At 46.7% G+C, this 20,518-nt stretch carries 14 protein-coding genes; 10 read left to right on the plus strand and 4 right to left on the minus strand.

All coding sequences use genetic code 11. The annotated features are described in order from the left end of the window. Positions 1-68: 68 nt before the first annotated feature. Positions 69-971 carry a glutamate biosynthesis transcriptional regulator GltC gene (locus CP943_RS11175; RefSeq protein ID WP_020451722.1) on the plus strand — a complete coding sequence of 301 codons (903 nt, stop codon included), beginning with the start codon at positions 69-71 and terminating at the stop codon, positions 969-971. 156 nt (positions 972-1,127) lie between these two features. On the opposite strand, the gene CP943_RS22290 is transcribed toward CP943_RS11175, so the two are convergent. Both CP943_RS22290 and CP943_RS11180 read right to left on the minus strand, forming a co-directional pair. Further along, positions 1,128-1,292 carry a hypothetical protein gene (locus tag CP943_RS22290; protein WP_020451723.1) on the minus strand — a complete coding sequence of 55 codons (165 nt, stop codon included), beginning with the start codon at positions 1,290-1,292 and terminating at the stop codon, positions 1,128-1,130. A 69-nt stretch (positions 1,293-1,361) separates the two neighbouring features. Further along, positions 1,362-3,278 carry a di-heme oxidoredictase family protein gene (locus CP943_RS11180; RefSeq protein WP_043054335.1) on the minus strand — a complete coding sequence of 639 codons (1,917 nt, stop codon included), beginning with the start codon at positions 3,276-3,278 and terminating at the stop codon, positions 1,362-1,364. Between the two features lie 130 nt (positions 3,279-3,408). On the opposite strand from CP943_RS11180, the gene CP943_RS11185 reads away from it, so the two are divergent. The 5 genes from CP943_RS11185 to CP943_RS11205 all read left to right on the plus strand — a co-directional run bounded on the left by CP943_RS11185 (position 3,409) and on the right by CP943_RS11205 (position 10,591). Beyond that, positions 3,409-4,983, plus strand: a complete 1,575-nt coding sequence (locus CP943_RS11185) for an alkaline phosphatase family protein (RefSeq protein WP_105978804.1) — start codon at positions 3,409-3,411, stop codon at positions 4,981-4,983. 139 nt (positions 4,984-5,122) lie between these two features. After that, entirely contained in the window at positions 5,123-5,596 is a 474-nt protein-coding gene (locus CP943_RS11190) for a MarR family winged helix-turn-helix transcriptional regulator (protein WP_026579593.1), read from the plus strand. Next, positions 5,593-7,320, plus strand: a complete 1,728-nt coding sequence (locus CP943_RS11195) for an ABC transporter ATP-binding protein (RefSeq protein ID WP_023855736.1) — start codon at positions 5,593-5,595, stop codon at positions 7,318-7,320. The genes CP943_RS11190 and CP943_RS11195 overlap by 4 nt, the downstream gene beginning before the upstream one ends. Beyond that, entirely contained in the window at positions 7,317-9,140 is a 1,824-nt protein-coding gene (locus CP943_RS11200) for an ABC transporter ATP-binding protein (protein WP_026579592.1), read from the plus strand. The genes CP943_RS11195 and CP943_RS11200 overlap by 4 nt, the downstream gene beginning before the upstream one ends. A 236-nt stretch (positions 9,141-9,376) precedes the next feature. Continuing rightward, a complete protein-coding gene (locus CP943_RS11205) occupies positions 9,377-10,591 on the plus strand; it encodes a cytochrome P450 (RefSeq protein WP_105981008.1) in 1,215 nt (404 codons plus the stop codon). Positions 10,592-10,637: 46 nt separating this feature from the next. On the opposite strand, the gene CP943_RS11210 is transcribed toward CP943_RS11205, so the two are convergent. Next, on the minus strand, positions 10,638-11,354 hold the full coding sequence (locus CP943_RS11210) for a 3-ketoacyl-ACP reductase (protein ID WP_020451729.1): 717 nt from the start codon (positions 11,352-11,354) through the stop codon (positions 10,638-10,640). Positions 11,355-11,696: 342 nt separating this feature from the next. Here CP943_RS11210 and ppsA point away from each other — a divergent pair, with 342 nt between their 5' ends. The 3 genes from ppsA to CP943_RS11225 all read left to right on the plus strand — a co-directional run bounded on the left by ppsA (position 11,697) and on the right by CP943_RS11225 (position 18,340). Then, positions 11,697-14,291: a phosphoenolpyruvate synthase gene (gene ppsA / locus CP943_RS11215; protein ID WP_105981009.1), complete on the plus strand. Its 2,595-nt coding sequence runs from the start codon at positions 11,697-11,699 to the stop codon at positions 14,289-14,291. Positions 14,292-14,729: 438 nt separating this feature from the next. After that, entirely contained in the window at positions 14,730-16,154 is a 1,425-nt protein-coding gene (locus CP943_RS11220; RefSeq protein ID WP_026579590.1) for an MDR family MFS transporter, read from the plus strand. A 146-nt stretch (positions 16,155-16,300) separates the two neighbouring features. Next, positions 16,301-18,340, plus strand: coding sequence for a molybdopterin-containing oxidoreductase family protein (locus tag CP943_RS11225; protein WP_023855732.1), 2,040 nt, complete (start codon positions 16,301-16,303; stop codon positions 18,338-18,340). A 40-nt stretch (positions 18,341-18,380) separates the two neighbouring features. Here CP943_RS11225 and CP943_RS11230 read toward each other — a convergent pair whose 3' ends face one another. Next, positions 18,381-18,857: a MarR family winged helix-turn-helix transcriptional regulator gene (locus CP943_RS11230; RefSeq protein ID WP_023855731.1), complete on the minus strand. Its 477-nt coding sequence runs from the start codon at positions 18,855-18,857 to the stop codon at positions 18,381-18,383. A 201-nt stretch (positions 18,858-19,058) separates the two neighbouring features. Here CP943_RS11230 and CP943_RS11235 point away from each other — a divergent pair, with 201 nt between their 5' ends. Next, positions 19,059-20,516 (plus strand): MDR family MFS transporter, encoded by a 1,458-nt coding sequence (locus tag CP943_RS11235; RefSeq protein ID WP_051303789.1) that lies wholly within the window; start codon positions 19,059-19,061, stop codon positions 20,514-20,516. The last annotated feature ends 2 nt before the right edge of the window (positions 20,517-20,518 follow it).

The following is a 20,518-nucleotide window of genomic DNA, read 5'->3' on the forward strand; positions in this document are numbered from 1 at the left end:
AATCTATACAAACAATATATAATTTAGATTAAAACTATCTCATTTTGAGATGAGCAGGTGAAACAACGATGGAATTACGCCAATTGCATTATTTTATGGAAGTTGCAGAAAGAGAGCACGTATCGGAAGCGGCCATGCACCTTCATGTCGCTCAGTCGGCGATCAGCAGGCAGATCGCCAATCTCGAAGAAGAGCTCGGTGTTGATTTGTTTGAGCGCGAAGGCCGCAATGTGAAGCTGACTCCGATCGGGAGACAGTTTTTAGACCATATTAAAACAGCGATGAAAGCGATCGATTTCGCGAAGGAACAAATCGATGAGTATTTGGACCCGAATCGCGGGACCGTTAAAATCGGTTTCCCGACAAGCCTTGCGGGCCAGTTCCTCCCGACGGTTATTTCCGCTTTTAAAGAGGAGCATCCTCATGTCGCTTTTCTTTTAAGGCAGGGATCTTATAAATTTTTAATCGAAGCGGTGAAAAACAGGGATATCGATTTGGCTTTTCTCGGTCCTGTTCCGTCAAATATCGCTGAGATTAAAGGGGACATTTTGTTTTCGGAAAGCCTTTTGGCACTCGTGCCGATCAATCATCCCCTATCAGGCCAGCAAAGCCTTCATCTCGGCGATCTCAGAAATGATCAGTATGTGCTGTTTCCAGACGGATACATCCTTCGAAAAATGGCTGTTGATGCATGCAAGCAAGTAGGATATACGCCTAAAATTTCCTCAGAGGGCGAAGATTTGGATGCGATCAAAGGGCTGGTTTCTGCTGATATGGGTGTGACGCTTTTGCCGGAAAGCGCCTTTAATGAAACGGCTCCCCGTTTTACAAAGAAGATCCCGATTGATTATCCTCAAGTAAAGCGCACAGTCGGAATCATCACCCCTAAAAACAGGGAGCTTTCCCCTTCTGCAAAAGTCTTTTATCAGTTCGTAAAGAAGTTTTTTTCTCGCCTTCAGCAATACCAATAGCCAGTATGACAACGAATTCAGCCGGGCGCAAAAGCTTGGCTGTTTTCATTTTATCATAAACAATGATTAATGTCTGAATTTTCTGTCCATTTATTCTCTGCGCATCTCTTCTATTGTAAAAAGCACATCTTATATATGTATGTTTATCCCCTTTTTTTATGCTGATTTTTCATACTGACGCCAGTTTTTTCTGCCTGGAAACGGACTCGCCTGCACTGGCTGCAGCCTGGAACCGGCCTTTGACTCGTCAAAACCGCTGAAGTGAATGACATATTCCGTCAGCCGGATCGCGCCGTCACAAAGGACCGAAAAGGCGATCATATCGCCGCTCCCGTGATGAAGTTTTAAAAAAAGCCGCCATTCAGGCGGCTTATCGTTTCATTTTATTCCTTACTTTTTCGGCATATCGGCATGGATTAAATAATGAATCAACGCCTTTTGCTCTTGTTCGGAAAAGCCGCTTTTGGCGTCGATCCAGAATTCATGCCCTTTGCCGGTTACCCTGACCGCTTTTAAGTCGGGCGATTCCGAATTGCTTTTGACGACCTGCTGTCTTAAATCTCTGTCGATCATCGCCAGCAAACTGTTATAAGGATCCGCCTGCTTACCTTTTATGACCGTCTTTGGTAAACCTGTCTCTTTTAATGAGCTTCCCACTGCAACCCCTCCGTCGTGCAAATAAGGAGCGCGCCAGTAAACGCCGATCAGACTCGGCACTTTGTACCCGCCTTTGGAATCTCCCTGCGCCCAGGAAAGCTTGATCTGTTCGGGGTCAAACCCGGCTGTCGGGACTTTCAGGATCTTCGGTTTGCGCGGCAGAGGCACCGGTGTGTCAGGCGAATGAATAAGGCTTTTCCCGAATATGTTTTCCGTTTTCTTAAAAGACCGAGCCCTTGTCGGCTCGGTTCCGATTTTTTCAACCGAGATGACCTTGTTGTTCGTCAAATACCGGCCGGCATGACAGGATATGCAGCCCGCTTGTTCAAAAACACGCCTGCCGCGCCTGACGGTTTGGCTGTCGGTTTTTTGCCGCGGATCAGGAGGTCTAAGTGTATTTTGCCAGGCGGATACAGCGTTGTTTTCTTCATTCACTTTTCGTCCGGGTGAGCTCACAAGTACGCCGTCGGGCGCCGCCAATGTGATGTTAGGATAGTTTGGCGGCTTGACCATTTGGTTGACGCCCGGTACTCCGGGAGTGGGATCGGCTTTTTTGAAAAACGCAGTCGGACTTTCCTTTTTTTTCGACTGATACCTGTATGTTGAGACGGGAGCCCTTTGCAGGATCGTCCCATTATAAACATCTTCGCTCATGCCGAAAAGCGCCCGGCTTGCCGGGGCTTGCGAGAGGCTGTCCGAATTTTGCGCATGAACATTATTGCTGAACACAGTCAAGCCTTTAAAAGGACCGGCCATTGCCGAACCGCTCCAGCTGTACGGATGGTCGCCCAATGTATAGGCATCCGGAATCTGCGTGGGATTGCTTTTCATATCGATCGTCGAGTCGAAAAAACCTCTCGGCCACTTCAGGAAAATGCGATCGACCGCATCTTCGAGGCGGTCCGGATCGGGAAGGCGTTCTTTTTTGCCGTTTCTGGCAGTGATCACAGGGCTTTTATCATTCATAAATTGTTGAATATTATCAATTTCGGCATGTGTAAAATAAGCCGCTGAATTTGTCGCCAGCGCCAGCATCAGCCCTGTATTTAAATCAGAGTTTGTCACGCCTTCCATCACCTTCATCGTTTTCGGATCGACTGCGGCGTGGCAGGCCGCACAGCTGATGCCGGCTTTGATTTTTCCGTCAGCGTATTTGAAAGGCATGCCGAGCGGTGCGTATGCCCCTTTTGGAACATCAATGCCGGTGTCGATCTTCTCGCCTTTTTTAAAGATTTTCCCGCCGACCTTAACCGTTTCAGCTAATTCGATGCGCAAGTTCGTCGTCCCTTTCCCTTTCAATCCGGCAATGGCTTTCGTCATGTTGGCTGCTGTAATGGGACCGTCAAGGAGTCCGATGATATCTGTCAAAAACACTTCGTTGCCGAAAGTTTCCTTATAAAATGTCTCCCGTCCCAAGTCGAGAAGGCGGTCATCAACCTTTACAGCTCCCTCCTCTGCGGAGGCGGGCTTGTCCGGTGTAAATGCTCCCCATAGATCGTATCCGTGCACTCGTTTTTCTTTTGAGATGACTTTTTCTTTAGGAGGCATATATACATATTCCGGTTCAAGATGTCTGACCGTGATATAGCCAATTACGGCTAAAATCGCGATGATAGCAAATGCGGCTAACCATTTATGCTTTTTCATCATTGACCCACCTTTCTAATTGAATAGGATTCCCCAGAGCTGCCGTGAATCATTTAGAACGTATTACCAGCTATAACTTCCGGCGTCCCATGCCAGAATATGCATATGATGGGATTAAAGGAATGAGGCCATTTTGAAAAAGCTAAGCATTGTTCTTGCCATTTTTATATGTGCGTTAATTTCATTTATTATATGGCTGAATGCCGGGAATGAAAAATTGGGACTCCCGGATGAAGAAGCAGAGGCCGTCAAATCCTCCAAAAAACCGGTCATTGTCCTTATCATCGACTCTTTGATGGATCAGCCTTTGAAAAAAGCGATTCAAGCAGGCCGCGCCCCGGCATTAAAATTCTTTCTTGAAAACGGTCATTATGAACCTGAAGTGGTAAACGCGTATCCGACCATGTCGGTTTCGATTGACAGCACCCTGCTCACCGGAACTTATCCGAATATCCACCGCGTTCCCGGGCTCGTCTGGTATAATCAGGATGAACAGAGGATCGTGAATTACGGGAGCGATAAAAAAGAAATCGCCACACTCGGCATCAAACAAACGATCGAAGACGGGATATTTTCTCTTAATCACCGCCATTTAAGCCGAAAGGTGACAACGGTTCATGATGATTTGCAAGTGCGAGGAAAACAGTCGGCATCCATCAACGGGCTCATATACAGAGGGCCTGACCGCCACGAATTAAATATCCCGCCCCCGCTCAAAAAGCTTAAATTGATGCCTGAACATATGACGGTAAACGGGCCGGCTCTTTTTTCGTTCGGCCGCTTTGCCCAGCTCGATCCCAATAACTCCTACCACCATATTTGGCAAGGTTATGGCGTTAACGACAAGTTCACAGCACAGGAAGTGGCCTATTTAATTAAAAAGAGGAAGCTTCCTGCGCTGACTGTCGCCTACTTGCCCGATTTTGACCATGATGCACACAAAAAAGGCCCGATGGATATGAAAGGCCTCGAAAAAATGGACCAGCAGCTGCAGCGTATATTGAATGCATATGATTCTTGGCGCGATGCGGCCGAAAAAGCGGTATGGGTCGTCATGGGTGATGGCGGGCAGACAGCGATCGGACGCGATAAAGACAAGGCCGCCATCCGGCTTCATTCGCTTTTTAAAGGATACCGGATCGCTAAAATAAACGAAGCCCCCGATCGAAACGCCCAGCTTCTTTTTGCAGTAAACGACAGAATGGCATACATTTATGTCACGGATCGAAACATGCCGCTGCAAGGTGCCGTCAATGAATTGAAAAAAGACGAACGAATCGCTTTCACAGCGTGGAAAAAAAGCGGCTGGATATATGTTGATTCGAAGCGTTCTTTAAAACCGCTTCGGTTTCGTCCAAAAGGCGGCTATCAAGATCCTTACGGGCAGTCATGGACGATCAGCGGAGATTTTTCTTTATTGGACATTAAAGCAGACGGCGTCTCGATCCAATACGGCGATTACCCGGATGCTCTTGCCCGCCTATACAGCGCCATGCATTCGCATCGCGGACAGTTTGTGATCGCCGACGCGAAACCCGGGTTCCAATTTGCCGGCGAAAAGTCTCCCCTCCATTTTGGCGGAGGCGGCCATGGCTCACTTTATAAAACGGATAGCTTGGCTCCGATGATCATCGTCGGTTCGGAAAAAGTTCCGGAACATCTTCGCCACCTTGAAATGAAAGATTTTTTTATGAAGCTCGTACAATGACCCGGTCATGTCATCAATGATCGGGTTTTTTCTTTTTTATAAGTTTCTTCTTTGACAATCTTTTGTTGTTCTATGTATGATAATACCGTGTTTTAGTTTATTTACTTAATTAATTAAAATGGAGAAGCAGGTGCTTTTTATGAAACAAGATAAAGTCAGCCGCAAGACCGTTGTGCAGTTGATCGAAGCTTTCAACCGGCTGCGGTATGCGGAAATGAAGCAGTCTTTTCCTGCGGTTGAATGGAAAAAGACTGAGGCAAAAGCGCTGATGTTTTTAAATGAAGCAAGCGGTGAAGGCAAAATGGCATCCGAAATCAGCCGCGCTCTGCATGTCACCTCCCCTTTCGTCACGCAGATGTTGAACAGAATGGAAAAAAAAGGGCTCGTTTTTCGGCGCATGGATGAGGATGACAGGAGGATCGTCCGGATTTTTTTAACCGATGAAGGAAAAAAAGCGGCGGACGATGCGCTTAAAGGGCTGAACCGGTGGTTCCTGCAGCTCACTCGGTTTCTGGGCGAGGATGAAAGCAGGCAGTTCGCCGATTTGATTCATAAGTTATCCGAGTTTATCGAACACGGAGAAAAAACAAGTGAAAAGAAGGTTGAAAAATGATCTCACTCTTAAAATATTTAAAGCCTTATAAGCTGCAAGTGATTCTTGTCGCTGTTTTTACTTTGCTGAGCAGTGTGCTTGAGCTTTATTTGCCGACGTTAATGGCAGATGTCGTTGATGTCGGAATCGTGAACGGCGACATGCCATTCATATTGAGAACCGGCGGCTGGATGATCGCCTGCTCCCTTCTGGCCATCATCATGACTGTCGGAAAAGCGTTTTTCGCTTCGAAAACAGCCCTCGGCTTTGGAAGGGATATCAGGCGCAAGCTGTTTGTCAAAGTTGAACACTATTCAATGGATGAATTCGGAAAAATCGGTTCTGCTTCTCTCATTACCCGTACCACAAATGATGTCAAGCAAGTCCAGGATGTACTCAACATGATGCTTTCATTGATGACAAGAGCGCCGTTAATGCTGGTCGGCGGTATTGTGCTTGCCGTGTCCAGAGATGCCAAGCTGTCGATTATATTTCTGGCCGCTCTCCCGATCCTTGCGGGGCTGATTTTTCTCATTACAAGAAAAGCTGTTCCCTTATTCGGCGTTCTTCAAAAAAAGACGGATCGTCTCAACCTTGTTCTTAGGGAAGGTTTGACTGGAGTTCGCGTCGTTCGCGCCTTTAACCGAGTTGATCAAGAAAAAGCCCGTTTTCAAAAGGCAAACGAAGAGTTTCGCGATACAGGCATCGCCGTCAACAGAATTATGGCTTTTCTATTTCCTGTCATGATGATTATGATGAATTTCACGAACATCGCGATTATCTGGTTCGGAGGCATCCGCATCGATCAAGGCAGCATGCAGGTCGGGAACTTAATGGCTTTCCTTCAATATGCATCCATGATTCTAATCGCGCTGATCATGCTTGCGATGACATTCGTGATGATCCCAAGGGCTCAGGCATCTGCCGACCGCATTAACGAAGTGCTGTTAACAGTGCCTTCGATTACCGATCCGAAAGAGCCGCAGAAAGACAGCGGCTTGCGCGGTTATGTGGAATTTCAAGATGTGACTTTTCGTTATGCCGGAGCTGAAAAGCCCGTTCTCGAAAATATTACGTTCAAGGCAAAACCGGGTGAAACGACTGCGATCATCGGCAGCACAGGGGCCGGAAAAACGACGATCCTTCAATTGATCCCGAGATTTTTCGATATTGAAAAAGGGTCTGTGCTTGTCAACGGAACAGATGTCAGAAAGATGGCGCAAAAGGAGCTTCGCGCGAAAATCGGCTATGTCCCGCAAAAAGCTTCAATATTCAGCGGGACGATCAAGGACAATATCCGATTTGGCAAAGAAGATGCAACAGATGAAGAAATTTTGGAAGCACTTGAAACGGCACAGGCTGCCGAGTTTGTGGAAGGCAAGGAAAATGGAATTGAATCTGATATCGAGCAGGCCGGAGCCAACCTTTCAGGCGGCCAGAAACAGCGGCTTTCCATCGCCCGGGCATTGGTCAGAAAACCGGAAATTTATTTATTTGACGACAGCTTTTCGGCGCTTGATTACAAAACGGATCAAAAGCTTAGAAAAGCGCTTCAGAAAACTACCGCTGATGCCGCCGTCATTATTGTTGCCCAAAGGGTAAGCACGATTACAGATGCGGACCAAATCATCGTATTAAATGAAGGAAAAATAGCCGGTATCGGCACCCATCAACAATTGCTTGCTGAAAATGGAATTTACCAGGAAATTGTGGCATCACAGCAGGCCGAGGAGGAAAGCGCATGAGCCAACAACAAAAGCATCACGGCTCGATACCAAAAGGAATGCACGAGACAAAACCGAAAGAATTTAAAAAGACCCTCTTGAGATTGGCCCGCTATTTAAAACCGCGGACCTTCCAGCTGGTGCTCGTTGTCTGTGCTGCAATATTGGCGACGTTGTTTAATGTCATCAGTCCAAAACTTCTCGGAGATGCGACCTCTTCCCTTTTCGCAAGCTTTACAGAAGGCACCGGTGTTCAATTCGGCTTTCTCGGCCGGATCACGATGATCCTGGCAGGACTGTATCTGCTTTCTGCTTTCTTTACGTTCTTGCAGCAATACCTGATGGCCGGCGTAGCCCAGAAAACGATATACGAAATGCGCCAGGAAGTGAATGAAAAGCTGACGCGACTCCCTTTAAAGTACTATGACAAGCATTCGCATGGCGATACGCTCAGCCGCGCCGTCAATGATATTGACAATATTAATACGTCACTGCAGCAGGCGCTGACGCAAATGATTACGTCTGTCATTACCATAGTCGGAATCATCGTCATGATGCTCCTGATCAGCCCTGTGCTGACGCTCGTCGTCTTCATCACGGTTCCGCTCAGCATGCTCGCTGTCCGATTTATCGCCTCATTTTCGCAGAAACACTTCGGCACGCAGCAGAAAGAACTCGGCGACATCAACGGACACGTTGAAGAGATGTTTACAGGGCACCAGGAAGTAAAGGCATTCGGTCATGAAGAAAAAGCGATTCAGCAATTCAATGAAGTGAATGAGCGTCTTTACCAGTCAGGCTGGAAAGCGCAGTTTATTTCAGGTCTGATGATGCCGATCATGACATTCATCGGCAACCTCGGCTATGTGTTTGTCAGCATAACCGGCGGTATTTTCGTTCTTAACGGCACCCTCTTAATCGGAGGCGTGCAGGCTTTTATCCAATACACGCAGCAATTTTCCCAGCCGCTCGTTCAAGCTGCCGGAATCGCGAATACAATCCAATCGGCAATCGCATCCGCCGAAAGGGTGTTCAGTCTTTTAGACGAAGACGAGGAAACCGAGGAGACGCCGGCTTCCATCGATACCGGCGCATTAAAAGGCGATGTATCGTTTGAACGTGTCGCCTTCGGCTATGATAAAAACGTTCCGGTCATCCGCGATTTAAGCCTCCATGCCAAAGAAGGCCAGACAATTGCGATCGTCGGACCGACTGGTGCAGGAAAAACGACGATCATCAATTTGCTGATGCGGTTTTATGAATTAAACAAAGGCAGCATCAAGGTCGGCGGCACTGACATCAGCGAACTGTCGCGCGAACAGGCCAGAAGCATGTTTGCGATGGTTTTGCAGGACACATGGCTGTTCAACGGCACCATCCGCGAAAACATCGCCTACGGACGTGATGGCGCAACAGATGAAGACATCATCAGGGCGGCAAAAGCCGCCTATGCCGACGATTTTATCCGTACCTTGCCGGACGGCTATGATACGGTACTGGGCGAAGATGCCCAAAACATCTCGCAAGGGCAGCGGCAGCTCCTCACGATCGCGAGAGCCATTTTAGCCGATCCGAAGATTTTAATATTGGATGAAGCGACTAGCAGTGTCGACACCCGGACGGAAATGAATATTCAAAAAGCGATGAACAAACTGATGGCTAACCGCACGAGTTTTGTCATCGCCCACCGTCTTTCTACCATTAAAGATGCCGACCTGATTCTTGTGATGAAAAACGGAGATATTATTGAAAAAGGCAGCCATGAAGAGCTTCTCCGCGAGAACGGTTTTTACGCCGATTTGTATAACAGCCAGTTCTCCCGGGAAGAAGCCGTAAGCTGAAAGATCGAGGCCGTACCTGATCAGGTGCGGCCTCGTTTTTTTCATCCATCTCTGAGCTGATGTTCCCGGTGTTGTGAGCATACCTCGCCTTTTTTCCTTTTTTAGATCCGATACTTTCGGCCAATTGACAATTTTTTCATGATATGTCCGTTGAAACCGTTGTAAAAATAGTGATAACGTAAAGATTGAACCGGTTCATCATGTATAAACGATTCATGTTAAAGGAGAGAGTTGACGTGGCAAATTCAAATTCACTTCAATCAAGCAAGCACTATGCCAATTGGATTCCGATGAAAGAAATCAGCTCCAGTAATGACCGGCTGTTTCCGTTCCCGATTTATAACCGGATCAGAAAGACGTCTCCTCTGCGTTACGATGATGAGCGAAAATGCTGGGATATCTTTTCGTATGAAGACGTTCAATTCGTGTTAAAAAACCCGAAGCTTTTCTCTTCAAAACGCGGCGGTAATATGGAAGGAAAAAGCATATTAACAATGGACCCGCCGAAACACACAAAAATGAGGGCCATCGTTAATAAAGCTTTTACGCCGAAAGCGGTGAAAGAGCTTGAGCCGCATATCGAAGAAGTGACGGCTTTTTTATTTAACGAAGCGAAACAGAAGGATTTGTTTGATGTGGTGGATGACTTGGCTGCTCCCCTTCCCGTCATTATCATTGCTGAACTTTTGGGCGTTCCGGCTGAAGACCGCCTCATGTTTAAACATTATTCAGACATCCTTGTCGCAGGTGCGGAAGACCGCTCGGCTGAAGCCGCTGAACAGATGTACAAACGCCGTGAAGAAGGCAATCGGTTTTTGGCGGATTATTTTAAAAACATTATCAAGCAGCGCAAAAAAGAGCCAAAAGACGACCTGATTTCGCTTTTGCTACGGGCAGAAGTTGACGGCAAGTCGCTGACAGAAGAAGAACTGCTGAATTTTTGCATCATTCTTTTGGTCGCAGGCAACGAAACGACAACTAACCTGATCGCAAACAGCGTCCGCTATCTCACCGAAGACAAAGCCACACAGGAAGCCGTAAGGCAAGATTTGTCCCTCGTTCCTGTTTTTGTTGAAGAAACACTGCGGTATTATCCGCCCGTGCAAGCAATCGGCCGCACGGCGGCTGAAGACCTTGACATCAAAGGCGTGCGGATTGCAAAAGGTTCCACGGTGATCAACTGGGTCGCTTCAGCGAACCGTGACGAACTGAAATTTGACGACCCTGACAGCTTTAAGCTTGATCGTAAATCAAACCCTCATATGAGCTTCGGCTTCGGCATCCACTTTTGTCTCGGTGCTCCCCTTGCCCGGCTTGAAGCGAAAGTCGCACTCGATTACTTGCTGCGGCATGCATCCGTGGAAAAGGACAGCTCAGAGGAGCTTAAAGCGATTCAAAGTCCGTTTGTCTTCGGCGTCCGTCATCTCCCCGTACGCCTTTCGCAAAAATAGCACGAAAAAAGGACAGGCTGTTTCAAGCCTGTCCTTTCCTGATTGTTTAAGGGTTTGTAGACCACATGCCCGCTGATTTAATAAAAATGCGCGGATGCAGTTTAAGTTGGGCAACCATGTATTCCGCCAGATCTTCAGGCTGCATGACGCGTTCCGGATTGCCGTCTGTTAATTTGGAGTCGATTGCCAAGTCCGTCGCAACCGTGCTCGGTGTAAGAGCACTCACGCGGATATTGTGCTTTCTGACTTCCTGCATCAGCGATTCGGTCAGTCCGAGTACCGCGAACTTAGACGCGCTGTAGGCGCTTGTCCCGGCTGCTCCCCTTTGGCCTGCTGTAGAAGAAATATTAATAATATCGCCGGCTTTTCTTTCGATCATTTCAGGCAGAACGGCGCGTGTTACATTATAAACTCCCATCAGATTCACCTGGACAATATTTTCCCACTCCTCGGGGGATTGCTCAAGAAATCCTGCAAACCCGCCGATCCCGGCATTGTTAATGAGAATGTCGATTTGTCCAAGCTCTCCTTTTACGGATTGGACTGCACGTTCTACAGCTGTTAAATCCTTTACGTCAGCTGCGGCTACAGATACTTTTACGCCGAACGCCTTTAATTCCTCTGCTGCTTTTTCAAGATTCGCAGCTGTACGGCCGATAAGGCCGATATGTACGCCTTCTTTTGCAAGGGCAATCGCTGTTGCGCGGCCGATCCCTCTTCCCCCTCCTGTAATCAGAGCGGTTTTGTTTTGTAAAGATTGCATATGAAAAACTTCCTTTCTATATGTATCACACGTTTAAATTATAGGAAAATAAACTACGTTTTTGCAAATATGACGACTTGCGAAGAATAAACCTCCTGCGCAGCTGGCATCTTCCGCGAACCGACCGGATTAAATCGGCCATCGTTATATTCGATTGCATGAAGAAACAAAAAAAGAACCATGGTTTTACCAGGTTCTTTTAATATTGCATAAAAACAGACGCGATGATATAATCAGATCACGTACGTTTAAAATTAAATGTCATAGATATCCCATCTTACATTTTAAGTCTACCATATCAGAAAGCTCTTGTCAAATTTTTTTTCGAAGGAGAGATGCAGAATGAGTCATTTCGTTCTCGGTTTTCATGAAATGGAAAAAACACAGCTTTTGCTTGTCGGGGGAAAAGGGTTAAATTTAGGGGAATTATCAAAAATTCAAGGAATACAAGTACCAGAAGGCTTTTGCGTCACGACAGCAGGATTTCAAAAAGCCGTCAAGGGAAACGAAACGTTCCAAGCGTTGCTGGCTCAACTGGCCATGCTAAAAGTTGAGGATCGGGATCAAATTAGTGACATCAGCAGGAAGATTCGGCAAATCATTATGGAAGCAGAAATTCCTGCTGATGTTGTGAAAGCAGTTGCTCACTATCTCTCTCAATTTGGCGAGAAACATGCTTATGCAGTGCGTTCTAGCGCGACTGCCGAGGATTTGCCGCATGCTTCTTTTGCGGGTCAACAAGATACCTATTTAAATGTTATCGGCAAGGATGCGATCTTGCAGCATATCAGCAAATGCTGGGCTTCCCTGTTTACGGAGCGCGCGGTCATCTACCGTATGCAGAATGGATTCGATCACAGGCAAGTTTATTTATCCGTTATCATTCAAAAGATGGTTTTCCCGCATGCTTCAGGGATTTTATTTACCGCTGATCCGATGACTTCCAACCGGAAACTGCTTTCAATCGATGCCGGTTTTGGACTTGGAGAAGCTCTGGTCTCCGGCTTGGTCTCTGCCGATTGTTATAAAGTGCAAAACGGACAAATCGCCGATAAGAGAATAGCGGCCAAGAAATTAGCGATTTATGGACGAGCACAAGGCGGAACAGAGACAAAGCAGATCGATCCTGATCAGCAGATGTCTCAAGCACTCACTGATGGGCAAATTTTACAGCTGGCACGTATCGGAAGACAGATCGAAGCTCATTTCGGCCAGCCGCAAGATATCGAATGGTGTTTGGCTGATGATACATTTTATATTGTTCAGAGCCGGCCGATCACGACTTTATTCCCGATCCCTGAAGCGAATGATCAAGAAAATCACGTCTATCTATCTGTTGGTCATCAGCAAATGATGACTGATCCCATTAAACCGTTGGGATTGTCTTTTTATCTGTTAATTACTCCTGCACCTATGCGTAAAGCCGGCGGGAGATTGTTTGTTGATGTTGCGCCTAGGCTGACGACACGTGCCGGCCGGGAAGCTTTATTAAACACCGTGGGAGCAGATCCGCTTACAAAAGACGCAATCATGACCGTAATCGAGCGAGATTTTATAAAATTGATGCCAAATGATCAAACAGCACCGATTCCGGGCAACGGTCAAACAGATATGCCGGTGCAATTCGAGAACGATCCGACAATCGTTTCTGATTTGATGAAGCGCAATCAAACGTCGATCGAAGAGTTAAAGCAAAACATCCAAGCGAAATCGGGATCGGATTTGTTTGATTTTATTCTTGAAGATATTCAGCAATTAAAGAAGATCTTATTTGACCCGCAAAGTACGGCTGTGTTTATGGCTGCGATGAATGCTTCAGCATGGATCAATGAAAACATGAACGAGTGGCTAGGCGAAAAAAACGCCGCTGATACCCTTTCTCAATCTGTACCGGGCAATATTACTTCGGAAATGGGTCTGGAGCTGATGGATGTCGCGGATGTGATTCGCCCTTATCCAGAAGTGATTGATTATTTGCAGCATGCAAAAGAAGATAACTTTCTCGATGAACTGGTTAAGTTTGATGGTGGAAAGGAAATTCAAGACGCTATTTATGATTATCTCAGCAAATACGGAATGCGGTGTCCCGGAGAAATTGATATTACAAGACCTCGCTGGAGTGAAAAACCAATAACACTTGTCCCCATGATTCTTAGTCATATCAAAAACTTCGAGCCTAACGCCGGCAATCGAAAGTTTGAGCAAGGGCGGCGGGCTGCTTTGGAAAAAGAACAAGAGTTAATTGATCGATTGAAGCAATTGCCGGATGGTGAACAAAAAGCTAAAGAAACAAAACGAATGATCGATCTCATCCGGAATTTCATCGGCTACCGGGAATATCCAAAATACGGCATAGTCAGTCGCTACTTCGTATATAAGCAGGCATTGCTGAAAGAAGCCGAACAACTCGTACAAGCGGGCGTTATTCATGAAAAAGAAGATATATACTACCTCACTTTTGAAGAGCTTTACGAAGTCGCACGCACAAAAAAAATAGATAACCAGATCATCAGCAAACGGAAAGACGAGTACAAATTATATGAAAAACTAACTCCACCGCGTGTGATCACGTCTGATGGCGAAATCATTACAAGTGCGTACAAACGAGAAAATTTGCCGCCTAATGCGATTGCAGGCCTGCCTGTTTCTTCCGGGGTGATAGAAGGAAGAGCACGTGTCATTTTAAACATGGAAAATGCCGATCTGGAAGATGGAGATATATTAGTCACCTCCTTTACCGACCCAGGCTGGACACCATTATTTGTATCCATAAAAGGCCTGGTCACCGAAGTCGGCGGATTGATGACCCACGGAGCAGTGATCGCACGCGAATATGGCCTGCCGGCAGTCGTCGGAGTGGAGAATGCGACTGGGCTGATAAAAGATGGGCAACAAATTCGCGTGCATGGCACAGAGGGATATATCGAAATATTGTAATGGTGTCTGTTGCCCAAATAAATACGGGAGTCGACAGTGCATTTAAAAGAACTCTTCAGATTTAGTATCTATCAGGGAAAGGATCCGGAGATAATTTTCTTCAGTCAGAACAGCTGCCAGCAATACAGGTAAATTATACCTGTAATAATCGGCTGATTTGACTGAAAAGATGATCTATGTCCTTCCCTCCCTGTCTTTTCATAATCATCCATACGTTAACTTCAAAAGATGAACCTGACAATTTTATTGTAAATATGGGTGAAACCGAGTATACTCATATAGTTGCCAATCATGAAGAAAAACAATGAACGGCGGTGGAGACACGTTATTATATAAGATGAAAAACGAAAGAAACAAATTGGGACTCCGGATATCTGGGAATCCTACATATCATTTGTCGTCATGTTTTTGGGTAAATTGTATTACAGGAGGTTTGATATGGAGAAAAAGTTTAATTCCAAAGCAATATTAGTCACCTTCATGATTGGTGCATTTTTTGCAATATTAAATGAAACGCTGTTGAACATCGCATTAACAGAGCTGATGGAAGTCTTTCACGTTGATGCCCCGACTGTTCAATGGCTGGCAACCGGATTTATGCTTGTCATGGGTGTTTTAATGCCTATTTCCGCTTTACTGATTCAATGGTTCACGACAAGACAGATGTTTATCGGCGTCATGTCGATTTTTTTAGTCGGAACCATCATCGCCGCTTGTGCAGTGAATTTTCCGATGCTCTTGACGGGGCGCATGATTCAGGCGGTCGGTACAGGTCTCTTGATCCCTATTATTATGAACGCGCTCTTGCTCATTTATCGGCCTGAAGTCCGCGGGAAAATCATGGGGACGTTCGGTTTGGTCATCATGTTTGCTCCGGCGATCGGCCCCACTCTTTCGGGCGTCATTGTTGACATCCTCGGCTGGCGCTGGCTGTTTATTATCGTCATCCCTTTTGCAGTATTTTCAATCTTGTTTGCGGTGAAGTATTTGCAAAATGTCGGAGAAGCGACGCGCCCGCGGGCTGATTTTTTATCGATCGTTCTCTCAACCATCGGGATCGGCGGAATCGTATACGGATTCAGCAGTGCCGGAGAGGCTCCGGAAGGGTTTCAGTCCCCTCTGATCATCGGTGTAATCATCGTCAGCCTGATCAGTATCGTGTTGTTCGTGCTTCGTCAGCTGAAGCTTGAACAACCGTTGCTCGATGTGCGTGTGTTCGCCTATAAAAATTACACGCGCGGGGTCTGCCTATTTGTGATTGTCATTATGGCGATGTTCGCTTCCGAAATCGTGATGCCGATGTATTTGCAAGGACCGCTTGGTTTTACAGCCAAAGCAGCAGGGCTTTTACTTTTGCCCGGGGCCTTGCTAAACGGTCTCATGTCACCGGCCATGGGCGCTTTATTCGATAAGTTCGGGCCGAGAAAACTCATCATTCCGGGTACGATCGTTCTCGTCGGCGTGATGTTTTTCTTCAGCAGGATCAATCCTTCTGTGCCGGTCTGGGCGTTTATTATTGTGTACATCATCTTGATGCTGTCGATCTCAGCCATCATGATGCCTGCGCAGACGAATGCATTAAACGAATTGCCGAAACATTTATATCCTCATGGAACGGCAATCGCCAACACGCTTCAGCCTGTTGCAGGCGCACTCGGTGTTTCGGTGTTCGTCAGCATCATGAGCCAAGGCCAGAAAAGCTATCTTGCCGGACAAGAAGCCGCAAGCCCACAAATCGTGCATGAAGCGATGACACACGGTGTTCACCATGCCTACTGGTTTGCGCTTGCTTTATGCTGTATCGCTTTCTTTACCGCTTTATTTATTAAAAAAGCGGTCGCGCCTGATTTTGATAAAGAATAAACAAAAACTTAAAGGATGTCCTTCCAGGGGCATCCTTTTTTATCGTTGTTCTGCCGCGATTCTTTCGGCTCTTATTTTCAGAATTGACGAGATTTTGTGATATAATGCTAGAATCATATTCATTTTATCGGAAAGGAACGGATTCCATGGAGTCATTTGTTGATCAAAAAGACGGGATTTTCAAATCCGTATGTTCGCTCGACTGCCCGGATCAATGCGGGCTGCTCGTTCATAAAAAAGACGGAAAAATCGTTAAAATACAAGGCGACCCGGATCATCCGGTCACACAGGGCAATATTTGCAATAAAGTCCGCAATATGACGGAGCGTATTTATGATCCCAAACGGCTGAAAACTCCGCTGAAACGGACGGGTCCAAAAGGTGACGGGATTTTTGAACCGATCAGCTGGGATGAAGCAATTGAAACGATTCGCTCCCGCTGGCAGTCGCTCATTGAACAGGAAGGCCCCGAAAGCATTCTGCCCTACAGCTTTTACGGCAATATGGGGAATTTGACGGCTGAAGGAATGGACAGGCGCTTTTTTCACCGCCTCGGGTCGAGCCAGCTTGACCGGGCGATTTGCACTCCTGCCGGTTCTGTCGGCTATAAATACACGATGGGCGGAAGCATCGGCACAGACCCTGAAGATACAACGGAAACAAAACTGTTTATCTTTTGGGGAATCAATGCAGTCTCAACCAACATGCATCAAATCACTATTGCTCAAAAAGCCCGGAAAAACGGTGCAAAAATCGTTGTGATCGACGTTCATAAAAATCAGACAGGGCGGATGGCGGATTGGTTTATTCCGATTCGTCCCGGCACGGACAGCGCGCTTGCGCTTGGCATTATGCATGTCTTATTCGAGGAAAATTTGGCTGATGAACCATTTCTGAAAGAATTTACAGTCGGCCATGAAGAGCTCCGTCGCCATGTACTGCAATACGATCCCGCCACTGTAGAGGCAATCACCGGCGTATCCCGGAATGATATTATCGAGCTCGCCCGCTTGTACGGCCGCACCTCCCCTTCCCTGATCCGGATCGGCAACGGTCTTCAGCATCATGACAATGGAGGAATGATTGTTCGCACCATCGCGTGCCTGCCCGCGATCACGGGCCAATGGACGAAAAAAGGAGGCGGAGCGATCAAAGGCAACACGGCATTTTTGGCCTATAATACAAAAGCTTTGCAGCGTCCCGATTTACTAAAAGGCAGAACGCCGAGAGTCATCAACATGAATCAGCTCGGCAAAGCTCTCCTAGAAACCGAGCCTCCGATCCGTTCGCTGTTTGTGTACAGCAGCAATCCGGCCGTCGTCGCGCCGGAGGCGAACAAAGTCAGGAAAGGGCTTGAGCGCGAAGATTTATTCACGGTTGTTCACGATTTATTCCTGACGGAAACGGCACGGTATGCCGATATCGTCCTGCCGGCTTCTTCCGCTTTCGAAAATACGGATTTCTATACATCATATTGGCACCATTATGCGCAAATTCAGCAGCCTGTTATTGAAAAATACGGTGAGAGCAAGTCAAATACAGAAGTATTCAGACTTTTGGCTGAGGCGCTGGGCTTTGATGATGAACCGCTGAAAGATTCCGACGAAGAGATGATCAGACAGGCGCTTGACTACCCTGATAATCCGTGGCTCGACGGCATTGACTACGACAGCCTGACTGAAAAGCATTTTGTCAAAGCCAATCGGAAAACGATTTTTCCTGATAAACTGCCAACGCCCAGCGGAAAAATTGAATTGTACTCAAAACTGATGGAACAGCACGGCTATCCGGGCCTGCCGACTCATACCCCGCTTGTTGAAACTGACAAGTATCCGTTTTTATTTGTACCCGGACCGAATCATAATTTTTTAAATTCGACCTTTTCAAACAATGAAAAGCATATCAAACTAGAAAAGGAGCCGAAACTTCACTTAAATAGAAAGGATGCCGAAGAAAAAGGCATCGAAAACGGAGATTTGGTGAAGGTTTGGAATGACCGCGGATCATGTATCCTGCCCGCTGCGGTCGGAGAACACGTCCTTCCGGGTGTGGCCGTCAGCCAAGGATTATGGGCGGATGCAGATGGGAAGCATTATCTCGTCAATGCGCTGACGCCTGATCGATTAGCTGATATGGGCGGTGGAGCAACTTTCTTTTCCGGAAGAGTTCAAATTGAAAAAATATGAACGTGTACAAAAGACCGGTTGAAACAAAACCGGTCTTTTGTCACTTTGTCTTCTTTAAAGTTTTGGCATAATCGGCGGCGAACGCCGTGCTGTTTTTCAAAAATTTGATAATGGTTTGCAGTTCCCCCTCTGAATATCGGCTTAAAAATCCGGCAGATTCTTGCGCCAAGTCTTGAAAGATATGAGAGATCTTCTCCATGTTTTCCGGGATCAGCTCGACTAAAAGACGCCTTCTGTCGGACGAATCCCTGATGCGTCTGACATAGCCCGTTTTCTCAAGGCGGTCGATCACGCCTGTGATCGCTCCCGTTGTCAGCCCGCTTTTTGCGGCAAGCTCCCCCGCTGTTACTTTCCCTTCCCGCGCGATAATCTCAAGGCATTTATGATCCGTGGCGTTCAGTCCGATTTTCTCGCCGATCGCCTCGTGCAGAAAAATGGTTGCGGTGCTGTGAAATCTCAACTGCTGTATCAGCTCGTTGAGCAGCCCTTCTCCTTCAATATGATTTGTTCTTGACATCGGTAACACCCTTCTATAAAATCATTATGTCTTAGCAGCTAAGATATTTATTTCCTGATATAAATGATCATAACAGGATGAAGCGTCCATGCCAAACGCTGCTTTAGAACGAATTTATTTAAAGGAGAATAGATTGATTTGTCACAAACTCAAAATCGAAAATTAGGATTTGTTGTAGCAGGGCTTTTGCTTGCTATTTTGATGGCTTCGATGGACAATACCATCGTTGTCACGGCAATGGGAACAATTGTCGGCGATCTTGGCGGACTCGACAGCTTTGTCTGGGTTGTATCTGCCTTTATGGTCGCTGAAATGGCCGGCATGCCGATATTCGGCAAGCTGTCGGATATGTATGGAAGAAAACGTTTTTTTCTTTTTGGCAGCATCGTGTTCATGGCGGGATCAGCATTGTGCGGAACGGCTACAACCATTGAGCAGCTCAGCATTTACCGCGCGATCCAAGGAATTGGCGGAGGCGCGCTCATTCCGATTGCTTTTACCATCATTTTTGATATTTTCCCGCTGGAAAAACGCGGTAAGATCACTGGACTTTTCGGCGCTGTTTTTGGCCTTTCGAGCATTTTCGGACCGCTCATCGGCGCCTATGTCACTGACTACATCAGCTGGCACTGGATTTTTTATATGAATCTGCCGCTCGGTATGGTTTCTTTTGTTTTCATTCTTCTATTTTACAAAGAAACGAAACAGCATGAAAAGCATCGCATTGATTGGCTAGGGGCGATCACGCTCGTAGGAGCGGTCGTCTGCCTCATGTTTGCGTTGGAGCTCGGCGGCGAGAAATACGCCTGGGATTCGAATGTCATCCTTACTCTTTTCGGAAGTGCAGCCGTCTTATTGGTTTGCTTCCTCATGATCGAACGTAAGGCCAGTGAACCGATCATTTCGTTTCATATGTTTAAAAACCGGCTGTTTGCCGGCAGCACGCTTGTCGCTTTATTTTACGGCGGGACATTTATTTCAGCTACCATCCAGATTCCGATCTTTGTTCAGGGTGTTTACGGAGATTCTGCGACAAACTCCGGGCTTGTTCTTTTGCCGATGATGCTCGGCTCTGTCGTATCAGCCCAGCTTGGCGGATTCTTAACGACAAAAATGAGCTACCGGAACATTATGCTCATCTCCGGACTGGTTCTCGTCAGCGGGTTTTCTTTATTAAGCACGCTTAACATTGACACTCCGCGTTTATTATTAACCATTTATATGATTGTTGTCGGCTTGGGAGTCGGTTTTTCTTTCTCTGTATTAAGCATGGCGGCTATCCATCATTTCGGCCCGGAACAGCGCGGCTCAGCGACTTCTACGAGCAACTTTATGCGCTCTCTCGGCATGACGATCGGCGCCAGTATGTTCGGCATGATTCAAAAAAACCAATTTTCAGAACAGATGGAAGATATGTTTAAAAGCACAGGCGCTTCAAATCTCGCCTCACCGAATGATGCCAACCAGATTTTGTCTAGTGCCCGGGCATCAATGCCGCCGGATATTTTAAATCACATCACCGAGGCGCTTTCACATTCGATTGTTCATACGTTTACTTGGGCAATTTTCCCCGCAGCGGCCGCCTTTTTGCTCGTGTTTTTCATGCCGAATGACAGGGTGAAACCGAGAGCTAAGAAGCAAGTGAACAAAGCGGGCTGAAC

Origin of the sequence: Bacillus paralicheniformis (assembly GCF_002993925.1) — a bacterium.
Classification (GTDB): Bacteria; Bacillota; Bacilli; order Bacillales; family Bacillaceae; genus Bacillus; species Bacillus paralicheniformis.